Origin of the sequence: Pseudomonas sp. IzPS59 (assembly GCF_014863505.1) — a bacterium.
Taxonomy (GTDB): Bacteria; Pseudomonadota; Gammaproteobacteria; order Pseudomonadales; family Pseudomonadaceae; genus Aquipseudomonas; species Aquipseudomonas kribbensis.
In genome coordinates this window covers 165,014-183,596 of the sequence record NZ_CP062251.1, presented here as the reverse complement: position 1 = coordinate 183,596, position 18,583 = coordinate 165,014, and the positions used below count along the sequence as shown (strand labels likewise).

Annotated in this window: 14 protein-coding genes; all 14 read right to left on the bottom strand. The window is 63.0% G+C overall.

The annotated features are described in order from the left end of the window. Complete coding sequence (locus IF189_RS00775; protein ID WP_192552670.1) at positions 1-2,097, bottom strand: biotin/lipoyl-binding protein; 2,097 nt, start codon at positions 2,095-2,097, stop codon at positions 1-3. Further along, on the bottom strand, positions 2,098-3,417 hold the full coding sequence (locus IF189_RS00770; protein WP_114880943.1) for an efflux RND transporter periplasmic adaptor subunit: 1,320 nt from the start codon (positions 3,415-3,417) through the stop codon (positions 2,098-2,100). It abuts the gene before it with no gap. Beyond that, a complete protein-coding gene (locus tag IF189_RS00765; RefSeq protein ID WP_192552669.1) occupies positions 3,414-4,193 on the bottom strand; it encodes an efflux RND transporter periplasmic adaptor subunit in 780 nt (259 codons plus the stop codon). The genes IF189_RS00770 and IF189_RS00765 overlap by 4 nt, the downstream gene beginning before the upstream one ends. A gap of 83 nt (positions 4,194-4,276) precedes the next feature. After that, complete coding sequence (locus IF189_RS00760) at positions 4,277-5,728, bottom strand: efflux transporter outer membrane subunit (RefSeq protein ID WP_134825067.1); 1,452 nt, start codon at positions 5,726-5,728, stop codon at positions 4,277-4,279. After that, positions 5,725-6,795, bottom strand: a complete 1,071-nt coding sequence (locus tag IF189_RS00755; RefSeq protein WP_192552668.1) for an HlyD family secretion protein — start codon at positions 6,793-6,795, stop codon at positions 5,725-5,727. Before IF189_RS00755 ends, IF189_RS00760 begins: the two co-directional genes overlap by 4 nt. A 19-nt stretch (positions 6,796-6,814) precedes the next feature. Beyond that, complete coding sequence (locus IF189_RS00750) at positions 6,815-8,350, bottom strand: MFS transporter (protein ID WP_192552667.1); 1,536 nt, start codon at positions 8,348-8,350, stop codon at positions 6,815-6,817. Positions 8,351-8,452: 102 nt separating this feature from the next. Next, positions 8,453-9,370: a LysR family transcriptional regulator gene (locus IF189_RS00745; RefSeq protein ID WP_085712612.1), complete on the bottom strand. Its 918-nt coding sequence runs from the start codon at positions 9,368-9,370 to the stop codon at positions 8,453-8,455. Between the two features lie 58 nt (positions 9,371-9,428). Next, complete coding sequence (locus IF189_RS00740; RefSeq protein ID WP_134825064.1) at positions 9,429-10,295, bottom strand: ABC transporter permease; 867 nt, start codon at positions 10,293-10,295, stop codon at positions 9,429-9,431. Between the two features lie 20 nt (positions 10,296-10,315). Continuing rightward, positions 10,316-11,176 carry an ABC transporter ATP-binding protein gene (locus IF189_RS00735; protein ID WP_134825063.1) on the bottom strand — a complete coding sequence of 287 codons (861 nt, stop codon included), beginning with the start codon at positions 11,174-11,176 and terminating at the stop codon, positions 10,316-10,318. A gap of 5 nt (positions 11,177-11,181) precedes the next feature. Beyond that, on the bottom strand, positions 11,182-12,207 hold the full coding sequence (locus IF189_RS00730; protein ID WP_134825062.1) for an ABC transporter substrate-binding protein: 1,026 nt from the start codon (positions 12,205-12,207) through the stop codon (positions 11,182-11,184). Positions 12,208-12,225: 18 nt separating this feature from the next. Then, entirely contained in the window at positions 12,226-13,122 is an 897-nt protein-coding gene (locus IF189_RS00725; RefSeq protein ID WP_064382651.1) for a TauD/TfdA dioxygenase family protein, read from the bottom strand. Between the two features lie 370 nt (positions 13,123-13,492). After that, complete coding sequence (locus tag IF189_RS00720) at positions 13,493-14,860, bottom strand: HlyD family type I secretion periplasmic adaptor subunit (RefSeq protein WP_085712607.1); 1,368 nt, start codon at positions 14,858-14,860, stop codon at positions 13,493-13,495. Beyond that, positions 14,850-17,006 carry a type I secretion system permease/ATPase gene (locus IF189_RS00715; protein WP_114880934.1) on the bottom strand — a complete coding sequence of 719 codons (2,157 nt, stop codon included), beginning with the start codon at positions 17,004-17,006 and terminating at the stop codon, positions 14,850-14,852. Before IF189_RS00715 ends, IF189_RS00720 begins: the two co-directional genes overlap by 11 nt. A gap of 34 nt (positions 17,007-17,040) precedes the next feature. Continuing rightward, a complete protein-coding gene (locus tag IF189_RS00710) occupies positions 17,041-18,393 on the bottom strand; it encodes a TolC family outer membrane protein (RefSeq protein WP_085712605.1) in 1,353 nt (450 codons plus the stop codon). Between the last annotated feature and the right edge of the window lie 190 nt (positions 18,394-18,583).

Here is an 18,583-nt window from a genome sequence, read left to right as displayed (position 1 = left end):
CTAGAAACCGCTTTCCCTGACCCCCAGCGCCGCCAGCCGACGCCAGGCCACGCCGAGCACCGATTCGCCGCTGCCCTGCAGAACCACCACGCCGCGTAACGGCTGTACCGGCGTCGGTGGCTGATCCAGCGTAGTCAATCGCGCGCCGTATTGCGCCTGCACCGGTTCCGCCCGTTGCTGTTGATCGCGGCGTACGGCAATCGGCCCGTGATGGTCGGACGTCAGGGCTTCCTGATCGACATAGGCCACGCCATTGGTATCGATTTCATCGAGCTTCACGGTGATCGCCGGGTGCATCGGATCGTCGGCGATAAACCGCCCGGTGGCCCCCGGTTTGACCCGCCACAGTTCGGCTTCGGCCACATAACCACGCAGGCGCGAGCCGTCTTCGACCACCCGGGCCAGTGCATCCTTGCTCGACAGCCAGCGGCCCGGCGTCAGGTTCGGCAACAAGTCGCGCACAGTGCCGGCGTGGGGGGCCCGCAGCAGCAGGCGTTCGCGTCGGGCGCTCAGGCCTCGGTATTCCGCCACGGCTTCGGCGAGACGTTGCTCGACGATGCCGGCGTCGGCGGCGGTTTCGCTGCGGCCGGCCTGACGGCGCATCAGCAACTGTTGAATCTGGATTTCCCGGCGGACGATGGCCTGCCGCGAGTCGAGATCCGGAGACTCCAGTTCGATCAGCACATCGCCCTGAGCGACCTTCTGGCCATCCGCAACCTTCACCGCTTTGACCCGCGCCGCCACCGGCGCATGCAGCGCGCTGGCCCGACCGCCCTCAAGCATCGTCGGCAGTTCGACGGCGCTGCGCCACGGCACGATCAGCACCAGCAACAGGCCGAGTACCGCCAGGCTGCTGAGCAGCACGCGCGGGCCGTGAGCCTGTTCGCGGCGGCTCCACCACTGGCGCCACTCACTCATGATCGGCAGAAAGATGAACCACACCAGTTCCACCAGCATCAGGAAGATCCCCAACACCTTGAAGAACAGGTGATAGACCGCCAGCGCGATCCCGAAAAACAACGCCGCACGCCATAACCACGAGCCATACCCCCAGATCAGCAAACGCCGCTGCATCGCCGGCGACCAAGGCTCCGGCGCCGGTGCGCCATAGCCGAACAAGAACTCACGCAGGCGCCAGCGGCAAAAGGCAAAGGCCCGGCCCTGAAGGTTGTCGACCTCCCACAGATCGCTGAGCAGAAAGTAGCCATCGAAGCGCATGAACGGATTGAGATTGACCACCAGTGTGGTGATCCAAGTCGCACTGGCAAGCATGAACGCCGCCGTGCGCGCCGGGCCGTCCGGCAGCAATGACCAGACCAACAACGCGATGCAGGCCAGCAGCAATTCCGCCAGCACCCCGCCGGCACCGATCAGCAGCCGCGCACGCCGGTCGTTGACCCGCCAGGCATCGCTGACATCGGTGTAGAACATCGGCAGCAAGACCATGAACGCCACGCCCATGCTCTGCACCCGACACCCGGCACGCTTGGCCATGAACGCATGGCCGAACTCGTGGCAGAGCTTGGCGAAGAACAGCGCCACCCCGAACGAAATCGCCCCGCCGAGGCTGAACAGGTGCGGAAAGGTACCGACAAATCGCTGCCAGTCCCGCGACACCAGAAACACCCCGAGCCCAAGGGTCGCCGGAAAACCGTAGCGCAAAATCCTTGGCCCGAAGCGCCGCAGCCACGGCCACGCTCGATTGAGAAAAGCATCCGGGCGCCACAATGGAATACGAAAGAAAAGATATTGATGGAGCAGGATTTTCCACAGGCTCTGGCGTTGCGCGAGGGCCTTGAGCTGATAGCTGGCACGTTGCTGTTCGTCGACGGCGCTGATCAGGTCATGCCCGCGCAGGAACGTCAGCAGTTGCTCCAGTTCGACGCCATCCAGCGGCAAGCCCGGTTCGCGGTTCGCGGCGCGCAGCACTTGCTCGGGGTCGCCCAGCGACCAGTGGCGCAACAGGCGCATCGCCGCCGTGCCGAGTTTGAAATAGCGCCCGCGCACCGGGTCGGCCAGGGTCCAGCGCGGCGAGCCGTCCAGCGCCGGCGCCGCGGGCGACAGTTGCAGGTCGGCACGCAGGCTCGGCAGGTTCATTTACAGGCCCACGCTCTGACGCAGACCGGCCAAAGGGCGACGCAGCAGATACAGCGCCAGCGGCGCGCGGTCGCCGAAGATCTTCGCCGTGCCGCGCAGACCGATACGCGGCGGTGCGTCGGTAAAATTCGCATCCAGCCGATAGGCCAGTTGGCCGCCAGCGGTGGGCTGCGCTTCATAGGCCGAACGTTCAAGTCGGGCGACGTGGCGTTGCAAGGGATCGCTGTCGAGGAACAATGCAATGTCGGCGCCCGGCTCCAGCGAAATCGCGTCGCCCACCGCCAGCTCGATGCGCAATTCGGCCTGGTTCGGGTCGGCGATTTCCATCAGCCGTTCGCCGGTCTGCACCGGCTTGCCGGTCCAGCGCTCGGCGTCGGCGAACACCGCAATGCCGTCGCGCTCGGCGCGCACTTCGCTGCGGTTGAGCAGTTCCCGGGCGTAATCCCGTTCGGCACGTTTCTGCTCGACGCGGGCGGCCAGCAGATCCACCCGCGAACTGGATTCGGCGTCGGCGAATGCACGTTGGGAATTGGCTTTGAGTTCGGCCTCGGCCACACCGAGCGCACGCTCGGCGACATCGGCCTGGGCCTTGAGGGTGGTGCTTTCGAAGCGCAGCAGCAGATCGCCGGTCTTCACATTCTGATTGGGTTTGACCAGAAACTCGGCGATCACCCCGTCCAGCGGCGCCGCCACCACGCGTCCACCCAAGGGCACCACTTCCGCCGGGGCCAGCACCGACTGGCGCACCGGGATCAACAAGCCAAGCAGCAGCACAGCGACCAGCGCCACCTGGCGTTTGCGGGTCCAGCGCAGCCGCCACGGCTTGCGCGGTTGCAGGGCCAGCCAGGCGTGGCTGTAGGTGTCGCCCAGTTGCGACAACAGCACCTGTTCGGAAGGATTCCACGGCACGTCGCGGGCCAGCCACAAGCCGCCGAACACCTGACCCTCGCGGTCGATCAGCGGCAGCCAGAAAACCTGCAGCGCCGACAGACTGCGCCAGTCGCTCTGGATCGATTCACTGACCATTTCGGGCGAGATCACCCGCGCCACCTTCAGTACATCCTGCTTGAACAGCTGCGCCACCGCCTGCTCGACGAACGCCACGAACGGCGCATTCGGCTCCACCGCGCTGACACCGGTCACGGCCTGCACCTTTCCGGCGATCAGTAGCGCCGCATGGCGATAGCCGAACAGCGGCTGCCCGTCATTGACCAGGCTGTAGGCCAGTTGCGAAGCATCACGGGCGGCGCGGGTCTGCCGTTCGAGATCGAGAAACCGCGCGAACACCTGCTCGGCGCCGCCGCTCACCGGGGCGTTCATTTGAGCTCCGGAAAACGCGCAGTGCCGCTCATGCCGGCGAGCAGGCCTTTGGCTTCAGGGAGTGTGGCGACCAGCAACAGCGTCTGGCTGCCCTCATCGATCCGCGCGCCAAGACGTTTGACTGTGGCGTCGATGGGCTGGCCGGTTTCATCGGGAACGAAACTGAAGGTCTGGCCGGGCTTGAGCTTGGCCATCCAGCGCGACGGCACCAGCAAATGGATTTCCAGGGTACGGTTGTCGACCACATCGAGCAGCGGCGCCCCGGCCGACACGCTTTCGTAGCGTTGCACCTTGCGCTCGACCACTTGCCCGTCGAACGGCGCGACCACACTGCAACGTTTGACCTGGACTTGATAAACCTGAGATTGCGCCTGGGTCTCGCTGACCTTGGCCTCGGCCCGGGCCACTTCGAAACGCCCGACGGAATTGAGCGCCGCCAGTTGCCGGTTGTGCGCCAGCTCTTCGCCGGCGCCACGGCTGGCGGCTTGCGCGGCATTCAACTGAGCCTGATAGGCCGAACAGTCGAATTTCGCCAGGGTATCGCCCTTCTTGAACGACTCGCCTTCGCTGAACGGCAGCTCGACAATCCGCCCGGACAACTCGCTGGCCAGTGTCGCCTGATCCCGAGCCCGCAACACACCCCGTGCTTCGCTGCTGGCCGAGGCATTGGCGACCCCGGCGTTATCCTGCAGCGGATCGTCTGGCACAGGCGTTTGCGCCTGAACTGCACACGTTACAAAGGTCAATCCGACAACCCAACCACGAAAACGCCGCATAACCGTTACTCCCTGACGGATGAGCGGAGTCTACGACAGCGGGGTTTAGCGTCAAGCGAAAGGCCATCATTCGAGTGCGAGAATCAACGCTGCGCCATCTCCTCCACCGGATACACCGACTCCCATCCCCCGCCCAACGCCCGGTACAGCCCGACCATCGCCAGCGAAACGCCGGTGGAGCTTTCCACCCATTGTTCCTGGGTGGCGAGCAGTGCGCCTTGCACGGTCAGGACGTTGACGAAGTCGGCCACGCCTTCGACGTATTGCTGTTGCGCGGTGCGCAGGGCGATCTGGTTCTGGCGTACGGCTTCGGCGAGGCTGTCGCGGCGGCGCTGGCTGGCGTTGTAGGCGGTCAGTTGATCGTCGATTTCGTGCCAGGCGCGCAGCACGGTTTGTTGATAACCGATGGCCGCTTCCTGCTGCTGGGCTTCGCGCAGTTGCAGCACGCCGCGCAGGCGGCCGCCGTCGAACAGCGGCAGGCTGAATTGCGGGCCGATGCCGAAGGCGCGCGAGCCCCATGAACCGAAATCACTGAGCTGCATGGCTTGCGAGCCGAGGTTACCGGACAGGGTGATGCGCGGATAGAAATCGCCCTTGGCCACGCCGATGTTGGCGGTGGCGGCATGCAGCCGGGCTTCGGCCTGGCGAATATCCGGGCGGCGCTCGGCCAGTTGCGACGGCAGGCCGATAGCGACTTGCGGCGGCGACTGCGGCACTGGCGCGTCTGTGGATAATTCTTTGGCCAACGCCTGCGGCGGCTCGCCCATCAACAGGCTGATGGCGTTGATCAGTTGCGCCTGACGTTGCTCCAGCGCCGGCAGCCGCGATTCGATGGCCGCCACTTGCGCGGCGGCTTCGGCCACGTCGAGATCGGTGGCCACGCCGTCATTGAGCCGCAGTTGCGAGAGTTTCAGGCTGTGCCGCGCGACATCGAGGTTCTGCTCGGTGACCGCGCGGGTGTTCTGCACGCCGCGCAACTGGATGTAGTTCTGCGCGGTGTCCGCGAGCACCGCCAGCAGCACGCCGCGACGGTCGTTTTCCGCCACTTCGAGGTTGGCATCGGCCGCTTCGGTTTCCCGGCGCACCCGGCCCCAGAAGTCCAGCTCCCAGGAAGCAGAGAAACCGGCATCCCACAGGTTGAAAGCGGAATCGCCGTTGTGCCCGGACGGGTCGTTCAAGCCTTCGCCGCTGTTGCGTTTGCGGGCATAACTGCCGGTGGCGGCGGTCGTTGGATAACGGTCGGCGGTGATCACCTGACGTGCGGCGCGGCTTTGTTGCAGACGGCTGCTGGCCAGTTTCAGGTCGAGGTTGCTGCTCACGGCGCGCTGGGTCAGGGCGGAAAGTTGCGCGTCGTGGAAGACTTCCCACCAGCGCTCGTTCAGGGGTTCGCTGACGGCCTGGCTGGGTGCGGATTTGCCGGGTTTGGCCCACTCGGCAATCTGGGTGGCTTCGGGCTTCTGAAAGTCCGGGCCGACGGTGCAGGCCGCCAGCGCCGAAAGGCTCAGGACAATCGTCATGGACTGAATGCGCTTCATCGCTGCGTCACCTCACGCACCGATGTCGCCGAGCTTTTGGTATCAATGCTCGCCTCCACCGACATGCCTACCCGCAGGCGCTCGGCCAAAGGCTGTCCCGGCTCCAGCAGGATTTTCACCGGAATCCGTTGCACGACTTTGGTGAAGTTGCCGGTGGCGTTGTCCGGTTTGACGGCGGCGAAGGTGACGCCAGTGGCCGGGGCGATGCTTTCGACGCGACCGCTCAGGGCTTCGCCGCCGAGACTGTCGACCCGCACGACAACGTCCTGTCCGGGTTGCACATCGGTGAGCTGGGTTTCCTGAAAGTTGGCGACTACATAGGCCTGCTTTAAAGGCACCACCGCCAGCAGTTTGCTGCCCGGCGTCACATAGGCGCCGACCCGCACGGCACGTTCGCCGATCATGCCGTCCTGAGGCGCAGTGATGCGCGTGTAGGACAGCTCGAAACTGGCGATTTCCAGCGCCGCCTGTGCCTGTTTCAGGCTGCCTTCGGCGGCATCGCGCTGCGCCGTCAGAATCTCGACCTGTTTGCGCTCCGCCGCCAGTTTGGCCGTAGCGGTGTCCAGCCGCGCAGTCGCCTGATCGATGCGGGTACGTGCCTGTTGCGCGTTCTGCACGGTGCCGGCCCCGACGCCAGCCAGATGGTTGTAGCGGTTCAATTCCTGTTGGGCGAAGGCCATTTCAGCCTTGGCCGAGACCACCGACGCCTGCGCCTGAGCGATCACCGAGGTCTGCCGCTCCAGGGTGGCCTTGGCGTTTTGCAATTGGGCGCGGGCGACCACGGTGTGCGCGTCGGCGGCTTCGGCGGCCGCGCGCAGATCCCGATCATCGATCAGCGCCAGCAATTGCCCGGCCTTGACCTGCTGGTTGTCATCCACCAGCACTTCCTTGATGAACCCTGCCACACGCGGTACTACCAAGGTGAAGTCGGCGGAGACGAACGCGTCGTTGGTGTTCTGCTGGGTGCGCTTGCCGAACAGGCCGGGCATCGCCAGATACACCAGCACACCGACCGCCAGCGCGGCCGCCACGGCCACCGCGAGTTTTTGCTTTGCTTGAGTCGTCATAAAAAACCTTCTGTTTCAGTCAGGTCGGCGCGCGAGGCGGATAGATCCGCGTCGGCAGCCAGAAAATCAGCAGGATCAGCGCCACCGCGACGCCGGCCATGCACAGATAAAGATCCGAAGAAGTCAGCACCACCGCCTGTTCGTGCAGGCGATGGGCGAGGCCAGGGTCGTTGCTTGCGGCCAGCGGCGAGTTGCCGAGGCGATCGACCAGCATCGTCGAGTGAAAATGCAGGCGCGCGGTGGTCAGCGCCTCAATGACCCCGGTGGCGACCACCGCCGCCAGGCCTTTCACGGTATTGAACCAGGCCGAAGCGAACGGCCCGTCCTGGGGCTGGATGCTGCCGGTCGAGAGCATCAGCAACGGCAGCACCGCCATCGGCTGACCGAAAATCTGCAGCCATTGCAGGACGTAGAAATTGTCGCGAATCCACACCGAGGTCAGCTGCGATCCGCCCAGGCAGGACAGCACCAGCATGCTCAGCCCGATCCCGAGCACCCAGCGGCAATCGACCCAGCGCAGGTTGCACAGCGCCGCCACCAGCGGCAGCGCGACCAATTGCGGCAATGCCGCCAGCAGCATGATCGGCGCGGTCTGCACCGGCCGGTAACCCTGCACCTGAGCCAGATAACTCGATGGAATCAGCACCACCGCCAGCAACACCACCAGCACCCCGGCCAGGGTCATCAGGGCGAACGACAGGTTGCGGATGCCGAGCATCTGCAACTTGAAAAACGGAATCGGCTGCGACCATTCATGGATCAGAAACGCCACCAGCAGCAGCGAACCGGCACCCAGCAGCGCGCAAATCAGATTCGACTCGAACCAATCCAGACGATTGCCCTGCAACAGACCGATCACCAGCATGCAGATCGCCGGAAACCCCAGCAGCAGGCCTTTCCAGTTGAAGGTCTTGAGACGCTCCAGCCGCAGCGGATCCTGAGGAATGCCGTACGCCACCATCGCCATGGCGATCAGGCACGGCACGATGATTTGCCAGAACGTCCATTGCCAGCCGACGTATTCGGTCCACAACCCGGCCAGCGGTGTACCGAGACCTGGGCCAAACGTGGCGGTCAGGGCATAACCGGCGAGGCCGTACAGTTTGAAATTGGCTGGCAGAAACCGCAGCGCAACGGTCATCAGCATCGGCGGCAACGCACCGCCGGCCAGGCCTTGCAGGATGCGCATCAGCAGCAGGCTTTCGTAGTTCGGGGCGAACGGACAGAGCACCCCGAGCAGGGTGAACAGACCGATGGCGCACAGAGTGAAGCGGCGCAGGGAAAAGGTCACCGAACACCACGGCGCAAACGCCATGGCCGCCACCGAGGTCGCGGTGTAACTGGCGACCAGCCAGGTGCCTTCGTCGTAGCCGATGCTCAAGGCGCCGCGAATGTCGGCCAGGGCGACCTTGGTCACCATCTCGTTGAGACCCGACACCAGCACCGCCAGCAGCACGCCGACCAGGCCGATGATGATCCGCGCCCCGAACACCGGTGGCGCGGCTGCCATCGGAGCGGCAGCGGCAATCGGCGCCGTGACCGTCAGGGATGTCATGCAGGCAAACTCCGGAGGGAAAAATACCGGAGCATGGTAGTAGGGCTTAGTGCTGACGAAAATTGACTTCTTGGCAGTTTATAAGTGCATCAGACGCAATCGTCAGGGCTGCGCCGCCAGCCAGGTTTCGTCGCAGCAAGTCTTCAGGGTTTCCCGCAACCAGCGGTGCGCCGGGTCCTTGTCGAAACGCGGGTGCCAGGCCTGGGTCAGCATCAGTGTCGGCAACGGGATCGGCAGGTCGAACGAACGCAGTTTCAAGCCCAGCCGTCGCACGCTGAGCAACGCTTCCTTGGGCACCGGCAGGATCAGGTCTGAGTCCGGCAGGGCGAACATCGCCGCGTGGAAGCTCGGCGCGATCACCGCCACCCGCCGTTCCAGGCCCAAAGCGTTCAGCGCCGTGTCGATTGGACCACGGGCGATGCCCCGACGGGACATGCTTATATGGGAAAACCCGGCATAGCGTTCGGCCGTAATCTCGCCATCCAGCAGCGGATGATCCTCCCGCACCAGACCGACGAAGTGGGTGGAAAACAGGTTCTGTATTTTGACTTCCGGCGTCACCGGACGGGTGTTGCTGACACTCAGGTCGATCCGCCCTTCGCGCAGGGCTTCATCGTCGCCGTCACCCTCGGGAACGAAGCGCAACTCACAGTGCGGCGCCAGTTGATCGAGGGTGTCGAACAGCTTACCGCCGTACACGCCAACGAAAAAGTCGTTGGCGCGAATGCTGAAACGCCGGCGCAACGTGCCCAGTTCCACGGCATCCGCCGAGCGAAACAGCAACGCCGCCTGCTCGACCACATCGCGCACCTGCTCGCGCAACTCCAGCGCCTTGGGCGTCGGCACCAGACCGCGACCGGCACGTACCAGAATCGGATCGCCGATGGCTTCGCGGATCCGCGTCAGCGTGCGGCTCATGGCCGCCGGGCTGAGGTTCATCCGCCGCGCGGCGCCGACCACGCTGCCCTCGTCGAGCAAGGCGTCGAGGGCGACCAACAGGTTCATGTCCGGGAGTTGCATGCTGAGCACTCGTGACTGATCAGGATTGATTCGCACGCAATGCTAGCAGATCAAATATTCAGCGCTGCATGCCCCAGCGCTTCACCGTCACCCGCTCCAGCGTGTCGAACACCAGATTCTCCACCAGCAGACCGATGAGGATCACCACCGCCAGACCGGCAAACACCTTGTCGGTGTACAGCTCGTTGCGGTTCTGGAAGATGTACCAGCCCAGGCCACCCTTGCCGCTGGTGGCGCCGAATACCAGTTCGGCGGCGATCAGGGTGCGCCAGGCGAAGGCCCAGCCGATTTTCAGTCCGGCGAGGATCGACGGCAGCGCCGCCGGAATCAGGATGAACAGCACGAAGCGCATGCCCTTCAAACCGTAGTTTCGTCCGGCCATGCGCAAGGTTTCCGAGACGCCGAGAAACCCGGCGTAAGTGTTCAGCGCCAGCGCCCACAGCACCGAATGCACCAGCACAAAAATCAGGCTGTTCTGGCCCAGGCCGAACCACAGCAACGCCAGCGGCAACAACGCAATCGCCGGCAGCGGGTTGAACATCGAGGTCAGGGTACTCAGCAAGTCCCGGCCGAACTGGGTCGAGACCGCCAGCGTGGTCAGGGCGAAGGCCAGGACGATGCCGATCAGGTAACCCTTGAGCAACACCACCAGCGAAATCCACACCTTGCCCAGCAGTTCGCCGCTGAGCAGGCCGTCGTACAGCGCATGACTGGTCTGCAAGAAACTCGGCAGCAGCAGGTCGTTGTTCTGCACCCGGGCAACCACTTCCCAGAGCACGGCGAGCAAAATCAGGATCACGCTTTTACGCAGCCAGCCCTGCTGCCACAGGCGCTGGCCCACCGGCAGCTCGCGCTCCACCGGGACGCTGGTCAGCGGTTGCAGATCGTTTTCGAATTCTTGACGTACGGATGATGAATGGCTCATCGGGCGATCCTCCGGGTGGCTCAATAAGCGATGCGAATGTCGTTGAAATCGTGCTGGCGCTCGGTTTCCGGCGACTGCCCTTCATCGAACAACAACCGATGAATACGCCGCGCCGATTCCTGAAACGCCACGCCACCGAGGCTTTGCAGATCGTATTGATGACTGTGCACTTCCGCCCTCACCCGGCCCGGATGCGGCGACAGCAGCAGGATGCGATTGCCCACCACCAGCGCTTCTTCAATCGAGTGGGTGACGAACAGCAAGGTGAAACGCACCTCCTCCCAGAGCAGCAGCAACTCCTCCTGCATCTTGCGACGGGTCAGGGCGTCCAGCGCGGCGAACGGCTCATCCATCAGCAGGATTTTCGGCTGCATCGCCAGCGCCCGGGCAATCGCCACCCGCGCCTTCATGCCGCCGGACAAGGTGTGCGGATAAGCATCGGCGAATGCCGCCAGACCGACCTTTTCCAGATAGTGCAGCGCACGCTCCTCGGCTTCCTTTTTCTTCAAGGTGCGCGAAGCCAGCAGCGGAAACATCACGTTCTGTTTGACGGTTTTCCACGGCGGCAGTTGATCGAACTCCTGAAACACCACGATCCTGTCTGGCCCCGGCGCGTCGACGCGCTGACCTTGCAGACGGATCTCGCCCTCGCACGGCGCAATGAATCCGGCGACGGCTTTGAGCAAGGTGGATTTACCACAACCGGACGGTCCGAGCAGCACGAAGCGATCCTGTTGATCGACTTCGAAACTGACCTGATGGGTGGCACGCACGACACGTTGTGGCGTGCGGTATTCGAGGCTGACCTGATCGACCGCCAACAGCGCCTGCGCCGTGGCGATCGGGTTGCTGGCCGCGTGGCCTTGCAAAGGGGCGTTCATCTCGATCAGCTCCCTTGCAGCGGTTTAGCGTCCTGGAAGAAGTAGTCCTTCCACGATTCGGGTTTGTTCTTGATCGCACCGACGCGGTAGAGGAATTCGGCGAGCGGGTAGGTGTTTTTCGGTGTGACGCTGAATTCGAACTGCGGGTTGTCGATGATTTTCAGCAGCTCGGCGCGGTCGATCTTGGCCTTGGTCACGCGGATATAGGTGTCCGCCGCCGCACCTTTGTCGTTCTGCGCAAATTGCGCGGCTTCGGTCAGGGCTTCGACGAAGGCTTTATAGGTTTTCGGGTTCTCGTTGCGGAATTTCTCGGTGGCGAACAACACAGTCGGCGAGTTCGGCCCGAGCACGTCATAGGAATTGAGCACCACGTGCACGTTCGGGTTCTGCAGCGCCTGATCCTGGAATGGCGGGTTGGAGAAATGCCCGGTCAGCTCGGTACCCCCGGCGATCAACGCGGCGGTGGCGTCCGGGTGCGGGACGGCGATGGTGTACTTGTCGAGGCGATTGAATTCCTTGTCGCCCCACTGCTTGGCGGCCGCGTATTGCAGGAAGCGCGACTGCACGGAAACGCCGACCGCCGGCACCGCGATGCGGTCCTTCTCGGTGAAATCGGCGATGGTTTTGACCTTGGGATTGTTGCTGACGAGGTAGTACGGGAAGTTGCCCAGCGAGGCCACGGCTTTGACGTTCTGTTTGCCGTGAGTGCGATCCCAGATCGTCAGCAACGGCCCGACGCCGGCGCCGGCAATATCGATGGAACCGGAAAGCAGCGCATCGTTGACCGCCGCGCCGCCCGACAACTGGGTCCAGTCGACCTTGATGTCGAGCCCTTCCTGTTTGCCGTACTTCTCGATCAGCCCCTGATCGCGCACCACGTTGAGCAACAGATAGACAATGCCGAACTGTTCGGCGATGCGGATTTCACCTTCGGCGTGGGCCACGGTCGGCGCCACCAGGCTGCCGGCGATCAGGCTGAAACCGAGACCGATGGCCGCCGCCAGCGGCGCGAATGGAAGACGTTTGGACATGATCGGATCTCCGGCAAATCAGAAAGGCGCGTCGCCCTGGATGGTGGTGCGATACAGCTTGCGGCGCAGATGCGCCGGGCAGCCGGCGGCAAGGTGGATCAGCGAACGGTTGTCCCAGAACACCAGGTCGTGGGGCTGCCATTGATGGCGATAGATGTTCTGCGGCAGCACGCTGTGGGCGTAGAGCTCGTCGAGCAGTTGTTTGCTCTCGTCTTCCGGCAGACCGACGATGCGGGTGGTGAAGCCTTCACTGACGAACAACGCCTTGCGGCCGTTTTCCGGGTGGGTACGGACGACCGGGTGCACGACTTCCGCGACCTGAGCCAATTGCTCCGGGGTCAGGGTCGGGCGCCAGTTGCCTTCGAATTTTGTTTCGCTGTAACGCGCGGTGTAGGAATGCGCAGCCGAGCGGCCTTCGACGGCTTTGCGCAACGCGTCGGGCAGGCTGTCCCAGGCTTTGTGCATGTCGGCGAACAGGGTGTCGCCGCCTTCGGACGGCAGCTCCTGGGCATGCAGCATCGAGCCGAGGCTCGGCAGTTCTTTATAGGAAAGGTCCGAGTGCCAGAACTTGCCGGCATCACCGAGGCCGATGTTCTGGCCGTTCTCGACGATGTTGGAAACAATGAGGATTTCCGGGTGATTGGCCAGCAGGAACTGCTTGAGCACGTGGATCTGCAACACGCCGAAACGGCGGCTGAAGTCGATCTGCTGTTGCGGGGTGATGCGCTGGTCGCGGAACACCACGACGTGATGATCTAGGTGCGCGCGGTGGATGCGGGCGAAGTCCTCGTCGTTGACCGGACGGGTCAGGTCGAGGCCGATGATTTCGGCACCGACGGCACCGCTGAACGGGCGGATCTCGAAGGTTTGCGGCGCGGCAGTCGCGGCGCTTGGGGTAGCAGTAGCTGCGGACATCAATCAATCTCCCACGCACGGCACGCTCAAGGGCGCGCGCGTCGATCAGAAACTCACGCTGGATTGCGTGTGGGTTCGTGTCGTGCGGCGCGCCGATTGGTCGGCAGGTACGCAGGAGGCTGACTTTATAGCTATAAGAAGCGGAATTTAAATACCGTTAGCGAATAACGATATGGCGATTGTTAAGGAATGGACTGGATGGTGAGTGACTATTTGTGTCACTTACTGACAGTGATGCAGTGTTCAAACTGGCCCCATCGCTGGCAAGCCAGCTCCCACAGGTTCCGCAGTGAACACATAATCGTGTTCCACCAGAGAGCCTTGTGGGAGCGGGCCTGCTCGCGATGGGGCCAGTCAGGCCAATAAAGACTTACCGCTCGTGCAACGCCTCGGCCCGCGCCCGGATGATCGGCTTGAGCAGGTAACTCAGCACGGTCTTCTTGCCGGTGATGATGTCCACCGATGCCACCATCCCCGGGATGATCAGCAGCGGCTTCTCGTCAGTGCCGAGGTGGCTGCGCTCGGTGCGCAGCTTGATGATGTAGTAAGTGGTTTTCTTGTCTTCGTCGGTGATGGTGTCGGCGCCGATCTGCTCGAGTTTGGCCTTCAGGCCGCCATAGATGGTGTAGTCATAGGCAGTGAATTTCACCGTCGCGTCCTGCCCCGGATGCAGGAACGCGATGTCCTGCGGGCGGATCTTCGCTTCGACCAGCAGGGTGTCGTCCAGTGGCACGATTTCCAGCAGGTCGCTGCCCGGCTGGATCACGCCGCCGATGGTGTTGACCAGCATCTTGTTGACGATGCCCCGTACCGGCGAGGTAACGAGCGTACGGCTGACCCGGTCTTCCAGCGCCTTGCCGGTGGCCTGGGCCTTGTTCAGGTCGGTGCGAGCTTCGTTGAGCTGGGTCAGGGCGTCGCTGCGGAATTTGCCGCGAGTCTCGTCGATCTTGCGCTGGACTTCCTTGATCGCCGATTCGGCACGCGGGATCGCCAGGGTGGTGGCGTCGAGCTGGCCACGGGTTTCCACTTCGGCACGCTTGAGTCGCAGCACTTCCACCGGCGACACCGCGCCCTGGGCCACCAGCGGCTCGGACATGTTGATTTCCTGGCGTTGCAGGCCCAGTTGCTGGCGGTACTGCGCCTGCTTCGAGGTGAATTCGCGCAGTTCTTGCTGACGCTGAATCAACTGCTCCTGCAAGCCGCCGACTTCATCGTGCAGTTGCTGGCGACGGCTGACGTACAGCGACTCTTCACTCTTGGCCTGACCCGGCACGGCTTTGAGCACGTCCTCGGGGAAATTCAGCGGCCGGTCATCGACCTCGGCGCTCAGACGCTCGACCCGCAGCAGCATCGACAGGCGATCGGCCTCGGTTTCGCCGACGTTGGAGGCGAACCGCGTGTCGTCCAGGCGAACCAGCGGTGCGCCGGCCTCGACGATCTGACCTTCCTTGACGAACAGCTCGGAGACGATACCGCCCTCGAGGTTCTGGATTTTCTGGATCTTCGACGAGGGAATCGCTTTGCCGTCGCCCTTGGTCACTTCGTCGATCACGGCGAAGTTGGCCCACAGCATCAGGAACACGAAGAAACCGATGATCGCCCAGATCGTCAGGCGCACCACACGCGGCGCATCCTCGATCAAGGCCTTGTTGACCTCCGGCAGCGGCTGGCCCTGCAACGAGGCAGAGCCCTTGAAGTAGCGACGGATCGAATCCTTGAAACCCGACTTAAGCAACACTGATCTGCCCCTTCTTCAACGCTTCCATCACGGCGGCTTTCGGGCCATCGGCGAGAATCTGTCCACGGTCGACCACCAGCAGGCGATCCACCAGCGACAGCAGTGATGCCCGGTGCGTCACCAGCACCACGGTCTTGTTTTCAACGACTGCAGCGAGGCGTTGCTTGAGGCGTTCTTCGCCGGTGTTGTCCATGGCGCTGGTCGGTTCGTCGAGCAGCAGGATCGGCGGATTGAGCAGCAGCGCCCGGGCCAGGGCGACGTTCTGCCGCTGGCCGCCGGACAGGTTCTGCCCGCGCTCGCCGACTTGCAGTTCATAACCCTGCGGGTGCAGGCGAGCGAATTCATGCACGCCGGCCAGTTCGGCGGCTTGCAGCACCAGCTCATCCTCGACGTAACGGGCGCCGGAAATCAGGTTGTCGCGCAGGGTGCCGGCCAGCAGCTGGATGTCCTGCGGCACGTAGCCGATGTTGTAGCGCAGCTCGCTGACGTCGATCTGGCGGATGTCGACGCCGTCCACCAGCAACGCGCCATCGTCCGGCTGATACAGGCCCACCAGCAATTTCGCCAGCGAGCTTTTGCCCGAGCCGCTGCGGCCGATGATGCCGATCTTCTCGCCGGGACGGATCACCAGGTTGATGTTTTTCAGCGCCGGGTTCTGTTGATCGGGGTAGGTGAAGTTGAGCTGACGGCATTCGATCGCACCTTGCAGGACCTTGCGGCTCAGCGGGCGTTCTTCGAAATTGCGCTCCTGCGGCAGCTCCATCATCTGGTCGACCGAGGTCATGGTCACCCGCGCCTGCTGGTATCGGGTCAGCAGACCGGACAGCGACGCCAGCGGGCTGAGGGCGCGGCCACTGAGCATGTAGCAGGCAATCAGGCCGCCCATGCTCAGGTTGCCGGCGATGATCTGGTACACGCCGAAAACGATCATGATCACCCCGGCCAGTTGCTGGATCAGCAGGGTGATGTTCATCGCCAGACCCGAGAGCATTTTCACCCGCAGTTCGAGGCGGCTGAGGGTGCCGATGGTCTGCTCCCACTGGTACTGACGTTCACTTTCGGCGTTGTTGACCTTCACCGCGTCGAGGCCGGCGAGGGTTTCGATCAGGCTCGACTGACGCTCGGCGCCCAGCGCCATGGTGCGCTCCATGGTGGCCACCAGCGGCTTCTGCAAGGCGTAGCCGATCAGCAGGGCAATCGGGAAGGCCAGCACCGGAATCCACACCAGATGCCCGCCAAGAATGGCGATGACGATGAAGATCAGGATGGTGAACGGCAGGTCGATCAGGCTGGTCAGGGTCAGCGAGGCGAGGAAGTCGCGCAGGCTCTGGAACTCATGGATGTTCTGGGCAAAGCTGCCGACCCGCGCCGGGCGGTACTTCATGGCCATGCCGACGATGCGTTCGAACAGCGTGGCGGAGATGATCAGGTCGGTTTTCTTGCCGGCCAGATCCAGGCACAGACTGCGCAGGCTCTTGAGGATCAGGTCGAACAGATAGGCACCGGTGATGCCCAGTGCAAGTACCCACAGGGTCGCTTCGGCCTGGTTCGGCACCACGCGGTCATAGACGTTCATCACGAACAGCGGGGCTGCCATGGCGATGATGTTGATCAGGAAACTGGCGGCGATGGCGTCGGCATACAGCCAGCGCGAACGCTTGAGGGTGTCGCGGAACCACGAGCGGGCGCGCGGGATCAGCGTGCCGTGGTTGACGTCGAATTTGTGCTGGGGCTGGGCGAAGAACACTTTGCCGAGGTAGTCGTCGGCCAGCAGCTCACGATTGACCAGGGACTCGCCGCCATCGCTTTCGCTGAGCAGCACCCGGGCTTCGTTCTCTCCCTGCCAGCCGAGCAGGACGGCACTGCGGCCATCCTTGAGCAGCAACAGCGCCGGCATGGCGATGGCCGGAATCTCTTCCAGCTTGCGTTGCAGCACCCGCCCCTGCAGCCCGGCGCGTGCCGCTGCACGGGGCAGCAGCTCGACGCTCAGGCGTTGCTTGGGCAGCGGCAGGCCGGTGGTCAGCATCGCCGCGCTGGCGGGTTTCTGGTGCAGCATGCAAAGGGCGAGCAGACCATCCAGTAACGGATCGTCGTGCAACGCGCGTGGATCATGACTGAGATGAACTCGACTGACTTCTGATTCCACGCTCGACACTCTTTAACAGTTGAAAAGGGACAACTCAATTCATCCCGGGCAGTTGAACCTTGGGCTTCACGTCGTTCTGCACAACGGATGCCATCGGTGCGACCACTCCCTGGCTCTTGAGCAACTCGCCCATGGTCGCCTTGATTCGGTATTGAGTAAATAACTGAATGTTCTTGATCTCGGCCAGACGGCGCGAAGCGGTGAACAGTTCGTTTTCACTGTCGAGCAAATCCAGCAGGGTTCGTTCGCCGAGGCTGAACTGACGCTGGTAAGCGGTACGCACTGCGGTGCTGTGATCAACGTACTGCTGAGCAATCGGCACCTGGGCGTTGGCGTTGTTCAAGGCGTTCCAGGCCAGGCCCAGTTCTTCGTTCAACTGGCGCAGGGCGTTGTTGCGGATGTCCAGCGCCTGGTTCGACAGGTACGACTTGGATTCCAGGTCAGCCTTGTTGCTGCCGCCGGAATACAGGTTGAAGCGCATGCGCAGCATGGCCTGCCATTCATTGTTGTGACCGTTCTGGCCATCGAGGTCGTTGTCGGCGGTGCGGCCCAGCTCGGCGTCGAAACGCGGGTAGAAGGTCGACTTGGCGGTTTCGTACTGCTTTTCGGCAGCGGCGATGTCGGACTCGGCCGAACGCAGGATCGGGCTGTTTTCCAGCATCTGCGCGCGGGCCTCATTGAGGTTGGCCGGCATCATCGCCATGAACGGCGCCGGACGCTCCAGTTGATCGGGCATCTGGCCGACGGCGCTGAGGAAGTTGGTTTCCGAGTCGGCCAGGTTGGTCTGCTCGGTGATCAGGTTGTTGCGGGCCTGGGCCATCCGCGCTTCGGCCTGGTCAAGGTCGGCACCGCTGCCGACGCCGCGCTGGGTGCGCAACTGGATCTGATCGTAGATGCGCTGGTGGCTCTTGAGGTTTTCCTCGGCCAGGCGCACGAATTCGCGACGGGTCAGCACATCCAGATAAACCTGGGCCACGGTCAGCGCGGTGCGCTCGGAAGTGCCAAGCAAGGCATAGGCGCGGGAGTTGACGGTGGCTTGTTGACGCCCGACTTCGCTGGACGTCGCAAAACCGTCAAAAACCATTTGCGACAGTCGCACACTCGACTCGCCACGGTTCAGGGTTTCCCAGTGATTGCCGCCGCCGTTGGCACGGGTGGTGACGCTGTCGGTGCCTTCACGGCCATAACCGCCGAGCAGGTCGACCTTGGGCAGGTATCCACCTTTGGCAGCCTTTAACTGATAATCCGCAGCCAATCGACTGTTGACCCCTGCCTGGATTTCCGGATGGACATCCAGTGCCTGTTGCATGGCTTCCGGTAAGGATTGTGCTTGAGCAAAAGACGCGGCGAGAGCGAAAGGTAGAGCCTTGAACAGGGGCGAACGCATGGTAAGGAATTCCCAAAACTTCTTGTCGTGAATCACAGCAAATAAGGGTGCTGCGTCGGATGATGGCAACCGGAATGACCGTATGTCGGAAAGTTTAAAACCGGAACTGGATCACATGCTCAAGGGCAAGTCGCCGCGTAAATATCAATGTGACATTAGTGGGGCGATTGTTTAGGATGGCATCCATAAG